Origin of the sequence: Anaerotaenia torta (assembly GCF_050433395.1) — a bacterium.
Classification (GTDB): Bacteria; Bacillota; Clostridia; order Lachnospirales; family Lachnospiraceae; genus Mobilitalea; species Mobilitalea torta.
Genome location: NZ_JBNPXH010000018.1, coordinates 40,137 through 59,172, shown reverse-complemented (window position 1 = coordinate 59,172; position 19,036 = coordinate 40,137). Strand labels below are relative to the sequence as shown.

The 19,036-nt window shown below is 41.7% G+C and carries 18 protein-coding genes; 16 read left to right on the top strand and 2 right to left on the bottom strand.

All coding sequences use genetic code 11. The annotated features are described in order from the left end of the window. Positions 1-25 precede the first annotated feature (25 nt). Positions 26-1,378 (bottom strand): chromosomal replication initiator protein DnaA, encoded by a 1,353-nt coding sequence (gene dnaA / locus HNQ56_RS22930; protein WP_429150738.1) that lies wholly within the window; start codon positions 1,376-1,378, stop codon positions 26-28. Positions 1,379-1,831: 453 nt separating this feature from the next. Between dnaA and rpmH the strand changes: the two genes are divergently transcribed. The 15 genes from rpmH to HNQ56_RS22855 all read left to right on the top strand — a co-directional run bounded on the left by rpmH (position 1,832) and on the right by HNQ56_RS22855 (position 14,666). Further along, positions 1,832-1,966, top strand: coding sequence for a 50S ribosomal protein L34 (rpmH, locus tag HNQ56_RS22925; protein WP_429150736.1), 135 nt, complete (start codon positions 1,832-1,834; stop codon positions 1,964-1,966). 62 nt (positions 1,967-2,028) lie between these two features. Continuing rightward, positions 2,029-2,388: a ribonuclease P protein component gene (rnpA, locus tag HNQ56_RS22920; RefSeq protein WP_429150735.1), complete on the top strand. Its 360-nt coding sequence runs from the start codon at positions 2,029-2,031 to the stop codon at positions 2,386-2,388. A 38-nt stretch (positions 2,389-2,426) separates the two neighbouring features. Beyond that, the gene (gene yidD / locus HNQ56_RS22915; RefSeq protein WP_429150766.1) at positions 2,427-2,645 is read left to right on the top strand and encodes a membrane protein insertion efficiency factor YidD; all 219 of its coding nucleotides are present in this window, start codon (positions 2,427-2,429) and stop codon (positions 2,643-2,645) included. Between the two features lie 46 nt (positions 2,646-2,691). After that, positions 2,692-3,945 (top strand): YidC/Oxa1 family membrane protein insertase, encoded by a 1,254-nt coding sequence (locus HNQ56_RS22910; RefSeq protein ID WP_429150764.1) that lies wholly within the window; start codon positions 2,692-2,694, stop codon positions 3,943-3,945. Positions 3,946-3,947: 2 nt separating this feature from the next. Beyond that, a complete protein-coding gene (jag, locus tag HNQ56_RS22905; RefSeq protein ID WP_429150733.1) occupies positions 3,948-4,772 on the top strand; it encodes an RNA-binding cell elongation regulator Jag/EloR in 825 nt (274 codons plus the stop codon). Positions 4,773-4,858: 86 nt separating this feature from the next. Continuing rightward, on the top strand, positions 4,859-6,235 hold the full coding sequence (gene mnmE, locus HNQ56_RS22900) for a tRNA uridine-5-carboxymethylaminomethyl(34) synthesis GTPase MnmE (RefSeq protein WP_429150731.1): 1,377 nt from the start codon (positions 4,859-4,861) through the stop codon (positions 6,233-6,235). Positions 6,236-6,305: 70 nt separating this feature from the next. Then, positions 6,306-8,213: a tRNA uridine-5-carboxymethylaminomethyl(34) synthesis enzyme MnmG gene (gene mnmG / locus HNQ56_RS22895; protein WP_429150729.1), complete on the top strand. Its 1,908-nt coding sequence runs from the start codon at positions 6,306-6,308 to the stop codon at positions 8,211-8,213. A gap of 47 nt (positions 8,214-8,260) precedes the next feature. Beyond that, positions 8,261-8,989, top strand: coding sequence for a 16S rRNA (guanine(527)-N(7))-methyltransferase RsmG (gene rsmG / locus HNQ56_RS22890; RefSeq protein WP_429150727.1), 729 nt, complete (start codon positions 8,261-8,263; stop codon positions 8,987-8,989). Positions 8,990-9,004: 15 nt separating this feature from the next. After that, positions 9,005-9,592, top strand: coding sequence for a GNAT family N-acetyltransferase (locus tag HNQ56_RS22885; RefSeq protein ID WP_429150725.1), 588 nt, complete (start codon positions 9,005-9,007; stop codon positions 9,590-9,592). A gap of 102 nt (positions 9,593-9,694) precedes the next feature. After that, a complete protein-coding gene (locus HNQ56_RS22880; protein ID WP_429150723.1) occupies positions 9,695-10,798 on the top strand; it encodes a sensor histidine kinase in 1,104 nt (367 codons plus the stop codon). Continuing rightward, positions 10,782-11,438 carry a response regulator gene (locus tag HNQ56_RS22875; protein WP_429150721.1) on the top strand — a complete coding sequence of 219 codons (657 nt, stop codon included), beginning with the start codon at positions 10,782-10,784 and terminating at the stop codon, positions 11,436-11,438. The genes HNQ56_RS22880 and HNQ56_RS22875 overlap by 17 nt, the downstream gene beginning before the upstream one ends. 247 nt (positions 11,439-11,685) lie before the next feature. Continuing rightward, entirely contained in the window at positions 11,686-12,507 is an 822-nt protein-coding gene (locus HNQ56_RS22870; protein WP_429150719.1) for a ParA family protein, read from the top strand. Between the two features lie 56 nt (positions 12,508-12,563). Further along, positions 12,564-13,442: a ParB/RepB/Spo0J family partition protein gene (locus HNQ56_RS22865; RefSeq protein WP_429150717.1), complete on the top strand. Its 879-nt coding sequence runs from the start codon at positions 12,564-12,566 to the stop codon at positions 13,440-13,442. Between the two features lie 28 nt (positions 13,443-13,470). Further along, positions 13,471-13,995 (top strand): DUF4446 family protein, encoded by a 525-nt coding sequence (locus HNQ56_RS22860; protein WP_429150715.1) that lies wholly within the window; start codon positions 13,471-13,473, stop codon positions 13,993-13,995. A 104-nt stretch (positions 13,996-14,099) separates the two neighbouring features. Next, on the top strand, positions 14,100-14,666 hold the full coding sequence (locus HNQ56_RS22855; RefSeq protein WP_429150713.1) for a GNAT family N-acetyltransferase: 567 nt from the start codon (positions 14,100-14,102) through the stop codon (positions 14,664-14,666). A 96-nt stretch (positions 14,667-14,762) separates the two neighbouring features. Here HNQ56_RS22855 and adhE read toward each other — a convergent pair whose 3' ends face one another. Continuing rightward, positions 14,763-17,384: a bifunctional acetaldehyde-CoA/alcohol dehydrogenase gene (gene adhE / locus HNQ56_RS22850; RefSeq protein WP_429150711.1), complete on the bottom strand. Its 2,622-nt coding sequence runs from the start codon at positions 17,382-17,384 to the stop codon at positions 14,763-14,765. 456 nt (positions 17,385-17,840) lie between these two features. Here adhE and HNQ56_RS22845 point away from each other — a divergent pair, with 456 nt between their 5' ends. Further along, entirely contained in the window at positions 17,841-18,902 is a 1,062-nt protein-coding gene (locus HNQ56_RS22845) for an HD-GYP domain-containing protein (protein WP_429150709.1), read from the top strand. Positions 18,903-19,036 lie beyond the last annotated feature (134 nt).

Sequence of the window (19,036 nt, the reverse complement as noted above, 5' to 3'; positions counted from 1 at the left end):
AATTATTAACCTGATTTACACTGCTTTATTCCGGATTTATTTTCTTAATTAATACGTCGATGGTATTATGCAGGGAAGCATCCCTATCAATATCTGCCAATATCTTCTCAAAGCCATGGAGCACTGTGGAATGATCCCGGTTACCCAGATTCTTACCGATCTCTGTTACGGACAGCCCCGTAAGACGTCTGCACAGATACATAACAATCTGTCTCGGGTAGGATATATTCCTGCTCTTATCCTTAGAGTAAATTTCGGAAGGGGTCAGATTATAATGCTCTGCCACTACCTCGACGATAAAATCAACGGTAACGATCTTCTTTTCATTAGGGGAGATAATGTCCTTCAGCGCTTCCTCTGCAAAGAGAGGGGTCATTACCTTCTTCTTCAGCTTGGAGAAGGCAACAATCTTGGTCAATGCTCCCTCCAGCTCACGGATGTTGGATTTGATGTTGGTGGCAATATAGCTGAGAACATCTTCTTCTATGGTTAAGCCCTCCATCTCCTCCTTCTTGCGTAAAATAGCCATTCTGGTCTCATAGTCCGGGGGCTGGATGTCTGCCAGCAGACCATGTTCAAAACGGGAACGAAGCCTGTCCTCCAAAGTAAGAATTTCCTTGGGAGGGCGGTCACTGGAGATGATGATCTGTTTCTTAGCCTCATGGAGGGTATTAAAGGTATGGAAAAATTCCTCCTGGGTTCTCTCCTTACCTATAATAAACTGAATGTCGTCGATTAAAAGAGCATCTATGGAACGGTATTTGTCCCGGAATTGGTTGGTGGTATTATTACGAATTGCTTCAATCAGCTCGTTAGTGAACTTCTCACTGGTGACATAAAGTACCTTGGTACCAGGATTCTGATCCAGTATGAAATGGGCAATGGAATGCATCAGGTGAGTCTTGCCCAGTCCTACTCCGCCATAAATAAAAAGCGGGTTATATATTTCACCCGGGTTCTCTGCTACGGCCAGGGCCGCGGCTCTTGCAAATTCGTTATTTCCGCCGACTACGAAGGTATCAAAGGTATATTTGGCATTCAGTAATACGGTATCACCGCTCTTCTTCTTCACCGGTGCAGGTTCCGGAGCCTTCTCTATGGAATCGATCTGGCTCTGGAGGACAAACTGCAGATCATAGGGCTCATTCAATACTTCTTCGATGGAGACCTTTAGCAGCAACTCATATTTATTACGAATGACATGAATGCTGGGAGGCCCAATCCGTTCATCATTAATCAGAATCGTAATAACATGATCCGTTACATCATATACCATAAGAGGTTTCAGCCAGGTATTATAGGAAACATCCGTAATACCGTATTCTGATCTTAAATACATTAAAATGTCGTCCCATTTGGACTGAATTAAATTCTTCATTACAGCCTCCATCAATACTCACATAAGTATATATTATAACAATTTAGTTAAATTTTCAATGGTTAATATGCCTTTCTTTATTTTTATGCATTCTATTTGTAATAGTTGAGCCTGGCTTAACTATTACTTCTATGTTTTATTAAATGTGGAAGGGTGGATAATTGATTTCACATTAGTAACAGGTTGAGAATGTGCATAAAATCAAGGAATCAGCAAAAAAATAAAAAAAATATATTTGTTTTATCCACGAATCTATTCAGATTATCCACAATTTTTGTTAACTCCCATATAAGATAAGAAGAAACAGATTGAAATAAGGGTTATAAAACAGGGGAAAGCAAAATATTTACTTGACGAAGCGATTGATTGCGCATATAATAAACGTGATATTCCAAAATGTCATAAGTGTCTCAAGGTAGAGCGACGGTACGGGTAAGAAGGAGGTGCAGCGCAATGAAGATGACATTCCAACCGAAGAAGAGATCCCACGCAAGGGTTCACGGATTTAGAGCAAGAATGGCTACTGCTGGAGGCAGAAAGGTATTATCTGCCAGAAGAGCAAAGGGAAGAAAGCAGTTGTCTGCATAGGTCGCAATTTTGTGACCTTTTCTTCTATTTAGAGGGAATTTATATTTTGAAGGTAATCTAGGATGAAATTTTCGGATTCAATTAAAAGCAATGGAGATTTTAGAGAAATATACAGTACCGGGAAATCATATGCAAACAAATATCTGATTATGTATGTCAAAAGCAATGATACGGATTATAATCGAATTGGAATATCGGTGAGTAAAAAAGTTGGTAATAGTGTTGTTCGGCATAGAATAACAAGATTGATCAGAGAAAGCTATCGACTGTCGGAGGATAGCTTTTTGAGAGGATTGGACATTGTCGTTGTAGCCAGAGAGGGTGCGAGAGACAGAAGCTATAGTGAGATTGAAAGCGCATTGTTACATTTAAGGAAACTCCATAAAATTGGAAATCATTCGGTACTATCTGATCAAATATAGAGAAGTATGGCTGTAGGGGTATAGAAGTGAACAAAGGGATCAAATTTAGGAATTTATTTATTTTTGTAATTAAGCTTTATCGAAAATATATATCGCCTCTTAAAAGAACGCCCAGTTGTATCTATACACCTACCTGCTCTTTATATGCAATTGAAGCATTGGAAAAGTATGGAGTTTTTAAGGGAACATACCTGGCGGTAAGACGGGTATTGCGTTGTCATCCCTTTCATAAGGGAGGGTATGACCCGGTACCATAATCATTGCTGTCGGCAGGACAGCAGCTCTAAGGAGGAAAAATAATTGGTGGTTACATTATTGACGGCAAGCGGCGGACTGCTGAGTCCGATTTCGACGGTGCTGGGCTGGATCATGAATGCAATTTATGAATTTTTTCATTTATTCGGCATTCAGAATATTGCGTTATCCATTATCTTTTTTACGTTTATTGTAAGAACCTTAATGCTTCCTTTAACAATTAAACAGCAGAAATTTACGAAGCTCTCATCCCGTATGAACCCTGAATTGCAGAAGATACAGGCGAAGTATAAGGGAAAGAAGGATGAGGTTTCTTTAAGAAAACAGCAGGAGGAATCACAGGCTTTATATCAGAAGTACGGCGCTAACCCGGCTTCCGGATGCTTGCCGATGCTGATTACCCTGCCGGTGATGTTTGCTCTGTATTCGGTAATTAATAATATTCCGGCTTATGTATCCTCCGTAAAGGATTTATATGATACGGTTGCAGTGGGAATACAGGCTACAGCGGGTTATGCGGAGAAATTGAAGGAAATTATTACCGGTGCAACCAATATAAGAATGGCCGGCAATAATGATCTCTCTACAATTAATTATATTATTGATGTTCTGGCCAAATTCCAGCAGGCCCAGTGGGATGCCCTGAAGGATGTATTTCCGTCCTTACAGGCTGAAATTGCAAGCTCCTATGAGAACATCAAGCATGTGAATAATTTCCTTGGATTAAATATTGCGGAAAAGCCGGGCTGGGCATTTCCGGGGATTATAGTGCCGATTCTTGCTATGGCACTGCAGTTTATACAGGGAAAGCAGATTGAAGTCAAGAATAAACCGGGCAATACGGATCCCTCGGCTAATGCCATGAAGTCCATGAATGTAGTTATGCCGGTGATGTCCGGTATCTTCTGTGTCACCCTGCCTACCGGTATCGGTATCTACTGGATTGCTACAAGCGTATATGCAATTATACAGCAGTTCTTTGTAAATAAATATATGGACAAGGTCGATGTTGACGAGCTGATTGCAAAGAATGTGGCAAAGGCATCAAAGAGAAGAAAAATGATCACTACCGCTGCTTCTGCGCCGAACGCTCCGGAATCCATTCAGAGATTGGCCAGAATGCAGACAAAATCAATTGAAAGCTCCATACAGGACAATGAAAAACAGACAGAAGCCTCTGAACCAGACAAAGGACAGGAGAAATCTTCCGGCAGTAAGGAACAGAATACGGCTTCCTCTCCTAAGAGCATCTCAGATATAGCAAACCTTCTTAAGAATAGGAATGAAAAGGGGGATAAATAGCAATGGATTGGATGGAAATCACCGGTAAAACAGTGGATGAAGCTTTAACAAATGCCATGCTTGCACTTGAAACTACCATTGATCATATGGAGTATGAGGTAATTGAGAAGGAAACAAGCGGTTTTCTTGGAATGTTCGGAAAGCCGGCAAAAATCCGGGCAAGAGTTAAGGCTACGATCGAAGGAACTGCAAAGAAATTTTTGACGGATGTGTTCCGTACCATGGGTATGGAGACTTCCATTGAGGTTACTTATGACGAAGAGAATACTACGGTAGAGGCCAATATTGACGGCGATGATATGGGTGTGTTAATTGGCAAAAGAGGACAAACCCTGGACTCCCTTCAGTATCTGGTAAGCCTGGTAGTGAATAAGAACAGCGAAAATTATATTAAGGTTAAACTGGATACGGAGAATTACAGGGCCAGAAGAAAAGAAACCCTGGAGAATCTTGCAAAGAATATTGCATATAAGGTAAAGAGAACCAGAAAGCCGGTTTCTCTTGAGCCTATGAATCCCTATGAGAGAAGGATTATTCATTCTGCCCTGCAAAATGATAAATATGTGGAGACTTACTCCGAGGGGGAAGAACCTTATCGTAAAGTGGTCATTAATGTGAAGAAATCCTATCGTGACCAGAAGCCGGTAAAATCATCCGGAAATTATCGAAAGGATGATTATTACAAGGGAGTTACCAATAAGAGCTATAATAAGCCCTATAATACCAGCAAGAGCGGTTATAATAAGAATTACAGCGCAGATTACAAGAAGGATTACGAGAAATACAAGGAAAGTAAAAAAGAGGCAGCGGCAAAGGAAGAAGTATAAGCTACTTTGTATGTTGAAAATGGGTGTCTTGAAGGGGAAGCATACTTTAAGGCACCTTTTTATTCGTGGCAGGAGGGGAAGAGTTTATGAGAACGGATACGATTGCAGCTATTGCTACCGGTTTGAGCAATGCGGGCATCAGTATTGTAAGGGTTAGCGGAGATACGGCCTTTCAAATTATAGATCGTATTTATAAACTGAAATCCGGGCATAAGAAATTATCCGAAGAAAAGAGTCATACGATTCATTACGGCTATATCTATGACGGGGAAGAGCCGGTGGACGAAGTGATGGTTGCAATCATGCGCGCTCCTGCTACCTATACCAGAGAGAATACGGTGGAGATCAATTGTCATGGCGGAATTGTGGTTACCCGCAGGATTCTTAAGACGGTATTAAAATACGGAGCCAGGATCGCGGAGCCGGGGGAATTCACAAAGCGGGCCTTCTTAAACGGAAGAATTGATTTATCCCAGGCGGAGGCAGTGTCTGATATTATCTCTGCCAGGAACGAGCTGGCCTTGAAGAATTCTTTCAATCAGTTAAGAGGGAAAGAGAAGCAGCTGATCATAGAATTAAGAGAGAGAATTCTAAGGGATATTGCCTTTATTGAGGCAGCATTGGATGATCCGGAGCATATCAGTCTGGAAGGCTTTGATCGGAATCTCATGAAGAATCTGGACTATGAGTGTAAAAAGATTGAGCTGCTGCTGAAGGAAGCAGGGAATGGCAAGCTGATTAAGGAAGGAATACGAACGGTTATTATCGGAAAACCCAATGCGGGAAAATCAAGCCTGTTAAATACCCTGGTGGGGGAAGAACGGGCAATCGTAACAGATATTGCCGGAACCACCAGGGATACCCTGGAGGAAATGATTTATTTTAATGGTATTATGTTAAATGTCATTGATACGGCAGGCATCCGGGAGACAAAGGATGTCATTGAGCGGATCGGAGTTGAGAAGGCTATCAGGATGGCTTCCGAATCGGATCTTATCCTGTATGTTCTGGATTCCTCCACCGCCCTGGATGAAAATGATGAAGCTATTTTAAATCTGATTCAGGATAAGAAGGCCATTCTTTTGCTAAATAAATCAGATCTGGAGCAGAAGATTTCCATGGAGGAGATTCAAAACAGAACGGCTCATCCGGTGGTTAGTATCTCCGTTAAGGAATCTACCGGATTAAAGGAGTTTGAAAAAACCATCAAGGATATGTTTTTTGGCGGCGAATTGTCCTTTAATGAGGATATTTATATTACCAATGAGAGGCACAGGGAAGCCTTTCTCCAGGCGCTGGAGAGTTTAAAACAGGTAGTTCAGAGTGTGGAGGCAGGGATGCCGGAGGATTTTTACTCCATTGATCTCATGGCGGCTTATGAGGTTTTAGGCAGAATTATAGGTGAAAACGTTGAGGAAGATCTGGTTAATATGATATTCAAGGAATTTTGTATGGGTAAATAATCGGATGCCGGTAAGAGGCAGCAGCTTAAATTTTAATTTTTATGTTTACTAAGAAGGGAATGGAAGGAATATGTCATACGTATACGGAAGCTATGACGTAGCAGTAGTTGGCGCCGGTCATGCGGGCTGTGAGGCGGCATTGGCTGCGGCAAGATTATCTTTAAATACAATTTTATTTACAATCAGCACGGACAGCATTGCGTTAATGCCTTGTAATCCTAATATCGGGGGGACCTCAAAAGGGCATCTGGTGAGAGAAATCGATGCTCTGGGGGGCGAGATGGGCAGGAATATTGATAAAACCTATATTCAGTCTAAGATGCTCAATGTATCCAAGGGACCGGCAGTTCATTCCCTGCGTGCGCAGGCGGATAAGCAGGAATATTCGAATTCCATGCGAAGAGTGCTGGAAAACACACCAAATCTGACTTTAAAACAGGCGGAGGTTGTGAAGATAATTACAGAGGATCATAAGGTTACCGGTGTTATGACTTATTCGGGAGCTGTGTATCCTTGTAAGGCAGTGATTCTGTGTACGGGAACCTATTTGAATGCCAGATGCATTTACGGTGAGACAGTGAATCATACCGGGCCGGGGGGATTACAGGCAGCAACCCATCTGACGGATTCCCTGAAGGAGCTGGGAATTGAGATGTTTCGTTTTAAGACCGGGACTCCCGCAAGAATTGACAAACGGTCTATCGATTTTAGTAAGATGCAGGAGCAGCTTGGAGATGAAAAGGTAATTCCCTTTTCTTTTATTACAAAGCGGGAGGATCTTCAGAAGGAGCAGATATCCTGCTGGCTTACCTATACCAATGAGAAGACCCATGAGATTATCCGTGCCAATATAGACCGATCCCCTCTCTTTAGCGGAGATATCAAAGGAACCGGTGCCAGATACTGTCCCTCCATTGAGGATAAAGTGGTGAAATTCGCCGATAAGGATAGGCACCAGGTATTTATTGAGCCGGAGGGGCTGTATACCAATGAGATGTATATAGCGGGAATGTCCAGCTCCCTGCCGGAGGATGTGCAATGCAGGATGTACCGTTCGGTGCCGGGCTTGGAGAATGCCAGGATTGTGCGGAATGCATATGCCATAGAATATGATTGTATTAATCCCATGCAGCTGAAGCCGTCCCTGGAATTTAAGGCGGTGGAGGGTCTGTTCAGCGGAGGGCAGTTCAACGGAAGCTCCGGATATGAGGAAGCCGCTGCCCAGGGACTGGTTGCCGGTATCAATGCGGCTTTAAAGGTATTAGGCCGGGAGCCATTGATTATCGACCGCTCGGAGGCCTATATCGGAGTGCTGATTGATGATCTTGTGACCAAGGAGACCAATGAACCCTACCGCATGATGACTTCCAGAGCGGAGTATCGCTTGCTGCTGCGCCAGGATAATGCGGATATTCGTCTGACAGAGAAGGGTTATCGAATTGGCTTGATTGATGAGGAGCGTTATCAGCATACCCTGGATAAGATAAATCAGATACAGGAAGAGATTAACCGTCTGGAGAATACAATGGTGGGAGCCAATAGGGAGGTTCAGGAATTATTGCAGCAGTGCGGCAGCACTCCTTTGGGAACGGCAGCCACCATGGCGGAATTAATTCGCAGGCCGGAATTATCCTATGAGCTCTTGCAGCCTATTGACCGGGAAAGAAAAGCTTTGCCGGAGGAAGTGATTGAGCAGGTTAATATTAATATAAAATATGACGGGTACATCCGGCGCCAATTACATCAGATTGAGCAATTTAAAAAGCTGGAAAACCGGATTATTCCCGAAACCATCGACTATACGGCGGTACCCAGCCTGCGGATTGAAGCAAGGCAGAAGCTGATCAAATTCCTGCCCAGATCCATAGGCCAGGCATCCAGAATCTCGGGCGTATCACCGGCGGATATCTCTGTATTGCTGGTCTACCTTACTCAGTTAAACTATCGCAATAAGAAAGAACAAGGAACGGAAGAATAGATACCTAGGAGAAAAGTGGGTCTTTATCACGAATATGGAGGGCGGATATGGAGTATGGGCTTTATCCCGGGATGGAGCGATTCGAGCAAGGCATAAAGGAGATAGGAATTGAGCTGGCAGATCATCAGAAGCAGCAATTTGTTGATTATTATGAAATGTTGATTGAGAAGAACAAGGTAATGAATCTCACTTCAATTACTGAATTTTCTGAAGTGATTACAAAGCATTTCCTGGATAGCCTGATGCTGGTAAAGGCAGTTGATCTGAAGAATCAAAAATTGCTGGATGTGGGAACTGGTGCCGGCTTTCCGGGGCTTCCATTAAAAATCGCATTCCCCGATCTGGAAATTGTCCTGTTGGATTCTCTGAATAAGCGATTGAAGTTTTTATCGGAAGTGATAGAACAATTAAAGCTGCAGAAAATAACGACCCTGCATGGACGTGCCGAGGATTACGGAAAGCATCCGGATTACAGGGAGCAGTTTGATCTGTGTGTGTCGAGGGCCGTTGCAAAACTGTCGTCATTATCTGAATATTGTATTCCTTATGTGAAAAAAGGCGGATTTTTTATTTCATATAAGTCTGGTATAATTAATGAGGAGATTGTTGCATCTGAAAGAGCAATTCATATTTTAGGTTCCAGAATAGAGAAGATAGCAGGATTTGTTTTGCCGGATACGGATATTGAGAGGACTTTGGTGATGGTAAGAAAAGTAAGCCAGACACCAAGGATTTATCCGAGAAGTGCGGGAAAACCATCTAAGGAACCGCTGTAAAAATAAGGAGAAATTATGTTAATACAGGGAAAGTTGCTTTCTTATGGCGATGATTTATCAGAAGCATATTGGATCAGGAAAAAGGTGTTTCTGGAGGAGTATGGGGTACCGGAGGAAAAGGTATTTGATGGCCTTGATGAAATGGCCATGCAGGTTATTGTTTATGAAACGGATTCTGCAGTGCCCGGAAGATCAGACTCTATGGAAAAGGGTACAAGCTCCGGTATGGAGTTCCGGCATTCAGAGAGAAAGAATCCGGTAGCAACGGGAAGGATCCAATTCGATGGTTCAAGGTGTGAGATAGGACAGGTGGCTGTTTTACAGGAATATCGCAGACTTGGATATGGAGATTTTACTGTAAGAATGCTAATAAATAAAGCTTTTACAGCAGGAATTTATAATGTAGAGTGCAGGGCGGGGGAAAAATCCAGGGGGTTTTTTGAGAAAATAGGGTTTTCTGTAATCCACGAGGAGCAGGAAGGAAATCATAGTTTCTATAGGATGGAAATTAACGAAAGCCGGGTAACAAGGGAATGCAGAAAAAATCGGTTGAGTGATGCAAGAATTAGGGGAAAAGACCCAAAAAATCATAAAATATACTAAAAAATACTTTAAAAATTCACTACCATGTTATATGATATTAACATAGATATTTCATGGCCTAAGCATAGAAAGGGTGCATACATTATGTATGAAAGCAATGAAATGAAAGAAAATACAGAAAACAATGCAGCAAAGGAAAACTATGCTTCCAGCCTATTATTAAAAGAAATGATTATTGAAAATGAAGAACGTTTGTATTCTATTAAATCCCAGATAAAGGTTCATCAGCATTTATTGAAGCAAAAAGAAGATGAATTGTCAGAAAGGGAGAGAACGAAGCTTCATAACGTTGATTTGTTTTCTCCTCTTTATAATAAATTGAAGGAAGAAGATGAATTAAAGGGAACAATCCAGCAGATAGAATCAGAAGTTGGAAAATTGATTCGTGAGCAGGACAACCTGATAGATAAGAATAACAAATTAAAGAATGCGGTAGCTGTCATTGATGGGTATGAAGAACTTATCAAGCGGGAGAAGGATGATACTGCGGAGCAGGCAGAACAGGATGTTTCACAGTTCAATGATAAGGGATTGAGTATCTTGGAAGCCCAGGAGGTGGAACGGCAGCGTATAGCCAGGGATTTGCATGATTCTACAGTTCAAAATCTCACAAGTCTGGTTCATAAGGCAGAGCTGTGTATTAAACTGATTGATATTGATCCGATACGGGCAAAGCTTGAACTGAAAGCAATGTCAAATACAATCAAATCGGTAATCAATGATATGAGAGGCATTATCTATAATCTGAAACCCATGTCCCTGGATGACATTGGATTGCTGGTTACCATTGAACGGTTTGCCGGAAGACTGATGGATTTAAATAATATTAATGTCATTGTCCATTCCAATGCGGAAACCATGGAAATACATCCTGTTATAAAGCTAACCCTTTTCAGAATTATACAGGAAGCATGTAATAATGTAATAAAGCATGCCCAAGCTACGGAGATCTGTATTAATATTAATTTTGAAGAACATAGGGTAACAGTTGCAATCATCGATAATGGAACAGGATTTTTAATGAAGGAAGATTCACCGGAAGAAAAAGGACATTCATCCAGCTTTGGCTTGTCCATTATGAAGGAGCGGATTTCATTATTGTCAGGGAAGGTTGAAATTAAGTCAGAGAGGGGACTGGGAACAACAGTAACTGTTTCTGCACCATTAACTATATACGAGGGGGATAAGGATGAACAAACCAGTTAACATTATGATTGCTGATGATCACTCCATGGTGAGAGAAGGGATAAAGCAGCTGCTTGAATTGGACGGAGATATTGTAGTTGTCGCAGAAGCCAGCAATGGTAAGCAATGCATTGAGTTATTAGATGCAAACAAAACCGATGTTCTTTTGCTAGATATTAATATGCCGATGATGAATGGTCTGCAGGTATTGCAGTATATTAAAGAGAATAAGGCGAAGATAAAGGTAAAGGTACTGATTTTAACAATTCATAATGAAGTTGAATATCTGGTACGGGCTGTTGAACTTGGTGTAGACGGATATGTATTAAAAGATTCGGATTCAACTGTATTAAAGAAGGCAATCTTTTGTGTGAATCGGGGAGAGAACTTTATACAGCCGGAACTGGCCCCGGTGTTGAAGCTGAAGTTGGAGGAGAAAGGCAGTCAGGCAGATAACACAGATACTTTGACGAAAAGAGAAATTGAGGTATTAAAGTTATTAGCAGAAGGATTGTTTAATAAAGAGATTGCATATATGCTGTCCATTAGTGAAAAGACGGTAAAGAATCATGTTTCCAATATATTTAAAAAGATAGATGTATCAGATCGGACACAAGCCGCTGTTTATGCGATTAGAAATAATTTTGTCGAATTATATTAAAATAGGCTTCATGGAAGCTTCATGGGAAAAAGATAAAATGGCAGATGAAAGGGAAGGCCTTTCATCTGCTTTATTTACTGTATGAATGTTTCACGTGAAACATTTTCTTTTTATCCTATAGGTAATCGGGATTAAATATGAAAATAGTATAGATATTCGTTTTTAAAAATGTTATAATAAGGGCTATTGGAGGCTATGGAAAAATAGAGATAAAAGTGAGGATTCATATATAGAAGGGCGGGAGTTTATGGCAAGAATAATTGCGATTGCAAATCAGAAGGGCGGGGTAGGAAAAACTACGACTGCAATTAATCTCTCTGCCTGTTTGGCGGAAAAGAGAAAAAAAATACTGGTGATTGATATAGATCCCCAAGGTAACACGTCCAGTGGTTTGGGAATCGAAAAAAACAAACTGAAAAATACGGTTTACCAGATGATTATAAGTGAAGCTTCTTTTGAGGAATGCAGAATTCATACTGGAATTACCAATCTTGATATTCTTCCTTCCAATGTTAATTTGGCCGGTGCAGAGATTGAATTAATCGGTATAAAGGATAGAGAGTTTCTTTTAAAAGCACATATAGATCGGATTCGTGATGAATATGACTTCATTATTATTGATTGTCCCCCTTCTTTGAATACGTTGACAGTAAATGCTATGACTACGGCGGATACCGTATTAGTTCCAATCCAATGCGAGTTTTACGCTTTAGAAGGATTGACGCAGTTAATACATACCATTAATCTGGTAAAGCAAAGGCTAAATCCAATGTTGGAATTAGAAGGTGTTGTCTTCACCATGTTTGATGCCAGAACAAATCTTTCGCTCCAGGTAGTAGAGAATGTGAAGGAAAATTTAAAACAGAATATTTATAAAACAATTATTCCGAGAAATGTTCGTTTGGCAGAAGCACCAAGTCATGGATTGCCAATCAATTTGTACGATCCGAAATCAGCAGGAGCAGATGGGTACAGACAACTGGCTTTGGAGGTCATTGAGAAAGAGGAAGCAGACGCCTTTGCTAAAAATGAAATAAATGAGATTAAGTTTAGGAATGGCAGGAAATAGTCCGGAAGAGAACGAGAGCGAAAGGTGTAGATTTATGAGAAAGGAAGGTTATTAAAATGGCGATGAAAAAGGGACTGGGAAAAGGCCTGGACATCATGATTCCTGAAAAGATTGAGAGAGTCGATGAAAAAATGGATCATGTTTCACGTGAAACATTGATACATATAAACGACATTGAACCAAATAAATTACAGCCCAGAAAGAAATTTGATGAAGATGCCCTGCAGGAATTAGCGGACTCCATTAAACAGTACGGAGTGATCCAGCCGTTAATTCTTCAGAAAAGGGATAAGCTTTATGAAATTATTGCAGGAGAACGAAGATGGAGAGCGGCAAGACTTGCCGGTCTTAAGGAAGTTCCTGCTATTATAAAGGATTATACCTCTCAGGAGATTGTTGAAATAGCATTAATTGAAAACATCCAGAGAGAGGACCTTAATCCGATTGAAGAAGCTCTGGCTTATCAAAGATTAATACAGGAATTTCAGCTGAAACAGGATGAGGTAGCGGAACGTGTCTCTAAAAGCCGTGCTGCGGTAACCAATTCCATGAGACTCCTTAAACTTGAGGAAAGAGTTCAGCAAATGGTTATCGATGATATGATATCCAGCGGTCATGCGCGGGCACTGATACCGATTGAAGATGGGGAGAAGCAATATTATACCGCATGCAGGGTATTTGATGAAAAATTAAGTGTGCGTGAAACAGAAAAGCTGGTAAAGAATATTTTAAGTGATAAACCCAATAAAGAAAGTGCTGCCACCAGAGAGGATGATTTTATTTATCGTGATTTGGAGGATAGAATCAGGAGCATTATTGGCACGAAAGTATCAATTCATAGAAAAAATAATAATAAAGGATCGATTGAAATAGATTACTACTCATCAGAGGAGCTGGAGAGGATAGTAGAGATGTTTCACAGTATGACGAATTAGGAAAGGATACAATACGGAGGATGATTTTATGAATGCAACAAGAGGAATTACAGAAATAATAGAGGGTAACCAGGGCCTAATAGTATTGAGTCTGGCGGGTATATCACTGATACTGCTGACCCTTTTTATTGTAGTATTGGCTATGCAGGGAAAGCTGAATAAAAAATATAAAAAGTTTATGACAGGCTCCACCGGAGAAAATCTAGAAGCTCAGTTCTTGAGTCGTTTTGCAGATCTTGATAGATTAAAATCGGATGCGGAATCATTAAAAGCAGAGCTTGCCAAAGTAAAAGAGAATCTTTTGATTACTTATCAAAAGGTTGGCATAGTAAAATATGATGCTTTCAGAGAAATGGGAGGCAAGCTCAGTTTTGTTTTGGTTTTGTTGGATAGAAATAATAATGGAATTCTTATGAACTCCGTACACAGCAGCAGAGAGGGCTGTTATACCTATCTAAAAGAGATTATAAGAGGAGAATCTTTTCTGGAGCTGTCCGAGGATGAGAAGAAAGCATTGAATCAAGCACTCAACACGAATAATTATATGGAATGATTCGAAGGGATCTATGATAGAATTTGTATGCAAGGACTGCTTTACATAAAAAACAAAAACAATATAGATATAAGTAATCATAGAGAGTGTGGAGGGAAACAGGGATGAGACATGCAGGAACTGTAAGAATTGAGACGGAGCGGCTGATACTTCGCAGATTTCAGTTATCGGATGCTCAGGCTATGTACCATAATTGGGCGAAGGATGACGAGGTGACCAAATATCTCACCTGGCCGAGCCACTCCGATATAGAGATAACTGAGAAAATAATAGAGAGCTGGATAAATAATTACGAGGATGAAAGCTATTACCAGTGGTGCATTGAATTAAAAGCCATCGGTGAGGCGATCGGAAGCATCAGTGTTGTGAATAGAGATGAAAAGGTAGATTCTGTGGAGATCGGATATTGTATCGGGAAAGCTTTCTGGAACCAGGGAATTACATCGGAAGCCCTGGGCGCAGTGGTCAAATTCATGTTTGATGAGATAGGTGTTAAACGGGTTGAAGCAAGACATGATACGAATAACCCCAATTCGGGAAGAGTAATGCTGAAATGCGGTTTCACATATGAAGGAACTAAGAGGAAGGCAGATATCAATAATCAAGGTATTTGTGATGCGGCAATCTATGGAATCCTGAAGGAAGAGTATAATTCTGGGAAAAATTTATGATTAGGAAGAAGGATATCCTGTAAATGTGGAAAAGACCAACGATGAACCGCTGGTCTTTTCTATTATTTACAGTAACTTTTGATTTGCAGTAAGCTCTTATTTCTCCGTCTTAGAAGAATGATCTTTGCCATAATAAGCCTGGAGATAGATCTCTTCCAGTTCCGATACCAGAGGAAGTCTGGGATTGGCAGTAGTACACTGATCGCCGAAGGCAAGATCAGCAAGCATAGGGAGCTTGAGGAGGAATTCCTTCTCGTCAACTCCGTACTCCTGTAAGGTTGCAGGAATTCCAAGGTGCTGATTGAGCGCTTCCACTTCCTTTGCCAACATCTCTACCGCATCCGCATTATTCTTGGGATTCTTGCCCAACTTCTTCATTAACTCAAAGATTTTATCTCCTACGATATAGCTTTCATATTTCGGGAAGGAGGCAACCTTAGTGGGGCATTCCACGCCATTATAGCGGATTACATGGGGCAATAAGATTGCATTTGCACAGCCGTGAGGAATATGATACTCACCGCCCAGCTTATGGGCCAGGGAGTGATTAATTCCAAGGAAGGCGTTGGTGAATGCCATTCCTGCGATGGTGGAGGCATTATGCATCTTTTCTCTGGCAATGGGGCTTTCCGCTCCCTTATCATAGGATTCCCGGAGATACTTGAATACCAGATCAATGGCATGGATTGCCAGAGCGTCGGTGTAATCGGAGGCCAGTATTGAGATATATGCTTCAATGGCATGAGTCAGTACATCCATACCGGTCCAGGCAGTTGATTTCTTCGGAACGCTCATTACGAAATCAGGATCAATAATTGCTACGTCCGGTGTTAATTCATAGTCAGCCAGGGGGTACTTCTTGTTTTCATGCTTATCGGAAATAACCGCAAAGGAAGTAACCTCGGAACCCGTTCCGGAGGTGGTAGGAATGGCTACAAATTGAGTTTTATTTCCAAGGGTAGGGAACTTGTAGGTACGCTTCCGGATGTCCAGGAACTTCAGGGACATGTTCTTGAAATCTGCAGTAGGATTTTCATAGAACAGCCACATACCCTTTGCGGCATCAATTGCAGAGCCGCCGCCTAAAGCGATAATAACATCAGGCTTAAACTTATTCATTTCCTCTACACCTTTAAGGATCGTGTCAAGGCTGGGATCGGGCTCAACCTGGTCAAAGATCTCGGAGTGTACATAATCGCTGCGTTTTCTTAACTGATACAGCACCTTGCTGACATAGCCTAACTGGGTCATGGAAGGATCGGTTACAATGAATGCTCTGCTGATATTGGGCATTTTCGATAAATACGAAGTTGAACCGGACTCAAAATAAATTTTGCCAGGTACCTTGAACCACTGCATATTATTCCTCCTCTTTGCAACACGCTTATAGTTAACCAGATCCACTGCAGATACATTGTGTGTGGTGGAGTTGCCGCCGTAGGAACCGCAGCCAAGGGTCAGAGATGGCATATTGGTATTATATAAATCACCGATTGCACCATGGGTGGAAGGTGAGTTCACAAGAATACGGCCGGTTCTCATTCTGGCGGAGAAGGTGTTAATTACGGTATCATCATTGGAATGAATGACGGAGGAGTGACCAAGGCCGCCCAGCTCAATCATTTTCTCGCAGAGCTGATAGCCCTTTTCCAGGGTCTGCGCCTTAATAACAGCAAGTACGGGAGAAAGCTTCTCCTTGGAAAGAGGATACTCCGGTCCGACGCCATCTAATTCGGTACACAGAATCTTTGTGGCGGCGGGAATGGTAATCCCGGCAAGGGCAGCAATTGCAGCCGGAGACTGACCAACAATGGCCGGGTTCACCGCACCGGTCGCAGCATTGATTACTACCGGCTCCAGAAGCTTAATCTCTTCCTTGGATGCAAAATAGCAGCCGTCCTTCTTCATCAGACTTACCACTTCGTTATATACGGGAGCTTCGATAATAGCAGCCTGCTCGGATGCGCAGATCATACCGTTATCAAAGGATTTGGATAGTACCAGGTCTGTTACGGCACGCTTCAGATTAGCCGTCTTCTCAATGAAGCAGGGCACATTGCCGGGGCCCACGCCCAAGGCCGGCTTACCGCAGGAGTAGGCCTGCTTTACCATACCTGAACCGCCGGTAGCTAAAATCATGGATACATGGGGGTGATTCATTAATTCTCTGGTAGCGTCAATGGAAGGATACTCAATCCACTGAATGCAGTTCTTGGGCGCGCCGGCTTTTACCGCTGCCTCGTAGAGTGTTTTAGCGGCTTCTGTGGAGCACTGCTGCGCGCTGGGATGGAACCCGAAGATAATAGGATTTCTGGTTTTAATACAAGTCAGGCATTTGAACATGGTGGTAGAAGTGGGGTTGGTAACCGGAGTAACGCCGGCAACGATTCCAACGGGCTCGGCTACGATCATGTAATCCTCTTCCTCGTTATCTTCAATGATTCCGACGGTCTTCTGATCCTTAATGGAATGCCATACATACTCCGTGGCAAAGATGTTTTTTGTAATTTTATCCTCGTAAATACCTCTTTTCGTTTCATCGATTGCCATTTTTGCAAGTACCTGCTGCTTGGCAAGACCGGCAAGGGCCATTTCGTGAACTATATTATCAACTGTATCCTGATCAAGGGATTGAAAATCATTTAATGCAGAAAGAGCGTTTTTTACTAATTGATCTACATGCTCTTTGGGGCTGGGTTGTTGTAATTCCTTTGACATAAGTATCCTCCTTTTAGATTGTTAAAAAATTAACATTAGGTTATGAGATGAATATAACAGAAAAAAACGGGTTTGTAAATAGTATTGTTAAATAAATAACAATCAAAGTTTTCATAAATTATCCTCTTAAAATATAAAATTTATACAATAAGCTTCAGTATGCCAAAAAGTTGCTGTAAAAATGCATAATTATCATTATGGATATAATTGAATTTTATGCTATAATTCTTAATGATTTATTAATATGAAGCAATTCCTAAACAGGTTGGAGTGAAATGCCGAAATATAAGATTATACCATGTCCGCAAGCGTCCATGATATGGCACTTCGTGCCAGGATGCGTCCTACGCTTCGGCGCGGTATAGCAGGTACAAGTTCCTGTAGTCATGGTGAACGGTGCAAGAGCGGCACGAATGAGCAAACTGCTTCAGGATGGCAGCGTGGAGGTTAGTTAAAATGAGAATTATCTCTTTGGAATCCGTAAAAGGAGACGAGGTGTTAGCAAGAGATTTATTGAGCTCCGGGGATTCTTTATTATTGCCTGCAGGAACAGTAATAAGGAAGGAATATGTAAAGAGGCTGAAGGAGCTGGAAATTGAATATATTTATATAGAAGATGAACTGTCCGCGGGAGTGGATCTGGCGGGCAGTCTGGAATTTCAGATAAAGGAACAGTGTCAGGAAGCAATAAGGAATATTTTGGTTAAGTATTCCTGTCAGGATGAGAGAGAGCTTCAGGATATCAAGGTTGTGGCGGATGAGATCATTTATGATATTATGAAGGAGCCGGATGTGATCTATAACCTTGTCAGTATTCGGGGAAAGAGTGACCGAGCTTATTCCCATTCACTCAATGTCTGTGCTCTTTCTGTAATTCTGGCTCTTAAGCTGAAGCTTACGAAGACGAAGATAAGAAATATCGCCATAGGATGCTTACTGCATGATATTGGTTTTACCTATATCAGTCCCGAATATTACGGAGTTAATCTGGATCATTGTTCAGAGAAGGAAATGAAAGAAATTAAAAAGCATGTTATCTATGGCTATTCTGCAGTTGAGAAGATGGATTGGCTGTCCAGGGCGGCGAAGGATATTATTATCAACCATCATGAAAGGCTGGACGGCAGCGGCTACCCCTTCCGCATAAAGGGAGAACGCATGAAAATCGGAAGTAAAATAGCCTCTCTCTGTGACGATTTTGACAGCAGGGTCTATGGGAATTATGTAACCAGGATGAAGGTGCATGATGCCATTGATTATATCGTAAGTAAGACGGGGGTTTTATTTGACTTTCAGGTGGTAAAAGCATTTGTTGATTCTGTGGCGGCGTATCCTACAGGCTCGTTAGTGAAAACGAATGAAGGAGAGACAGGAATTGTACTGAGGCAGAATCCACAATGTCCGACGAGACCGGTAATCCGCATTGTGGAAGACCGGGAAGGGCGAAGGCCGACGCAATGGATTGAAAAAGATCTGACAAAGGAGCTGACCTTGTTCATTGAAGATACCGTGGTATAGGTGAGCTCCCGTTTATTTGAACCAATTGTGGATAAATCCGAGAAACGGTGGAATTCAGCCGGGATTTTGCGAAGGGGCGTGGATTACAGCTCTGCCTGCGGCATACAAATCCAATCACATTTCTTCCATACAGT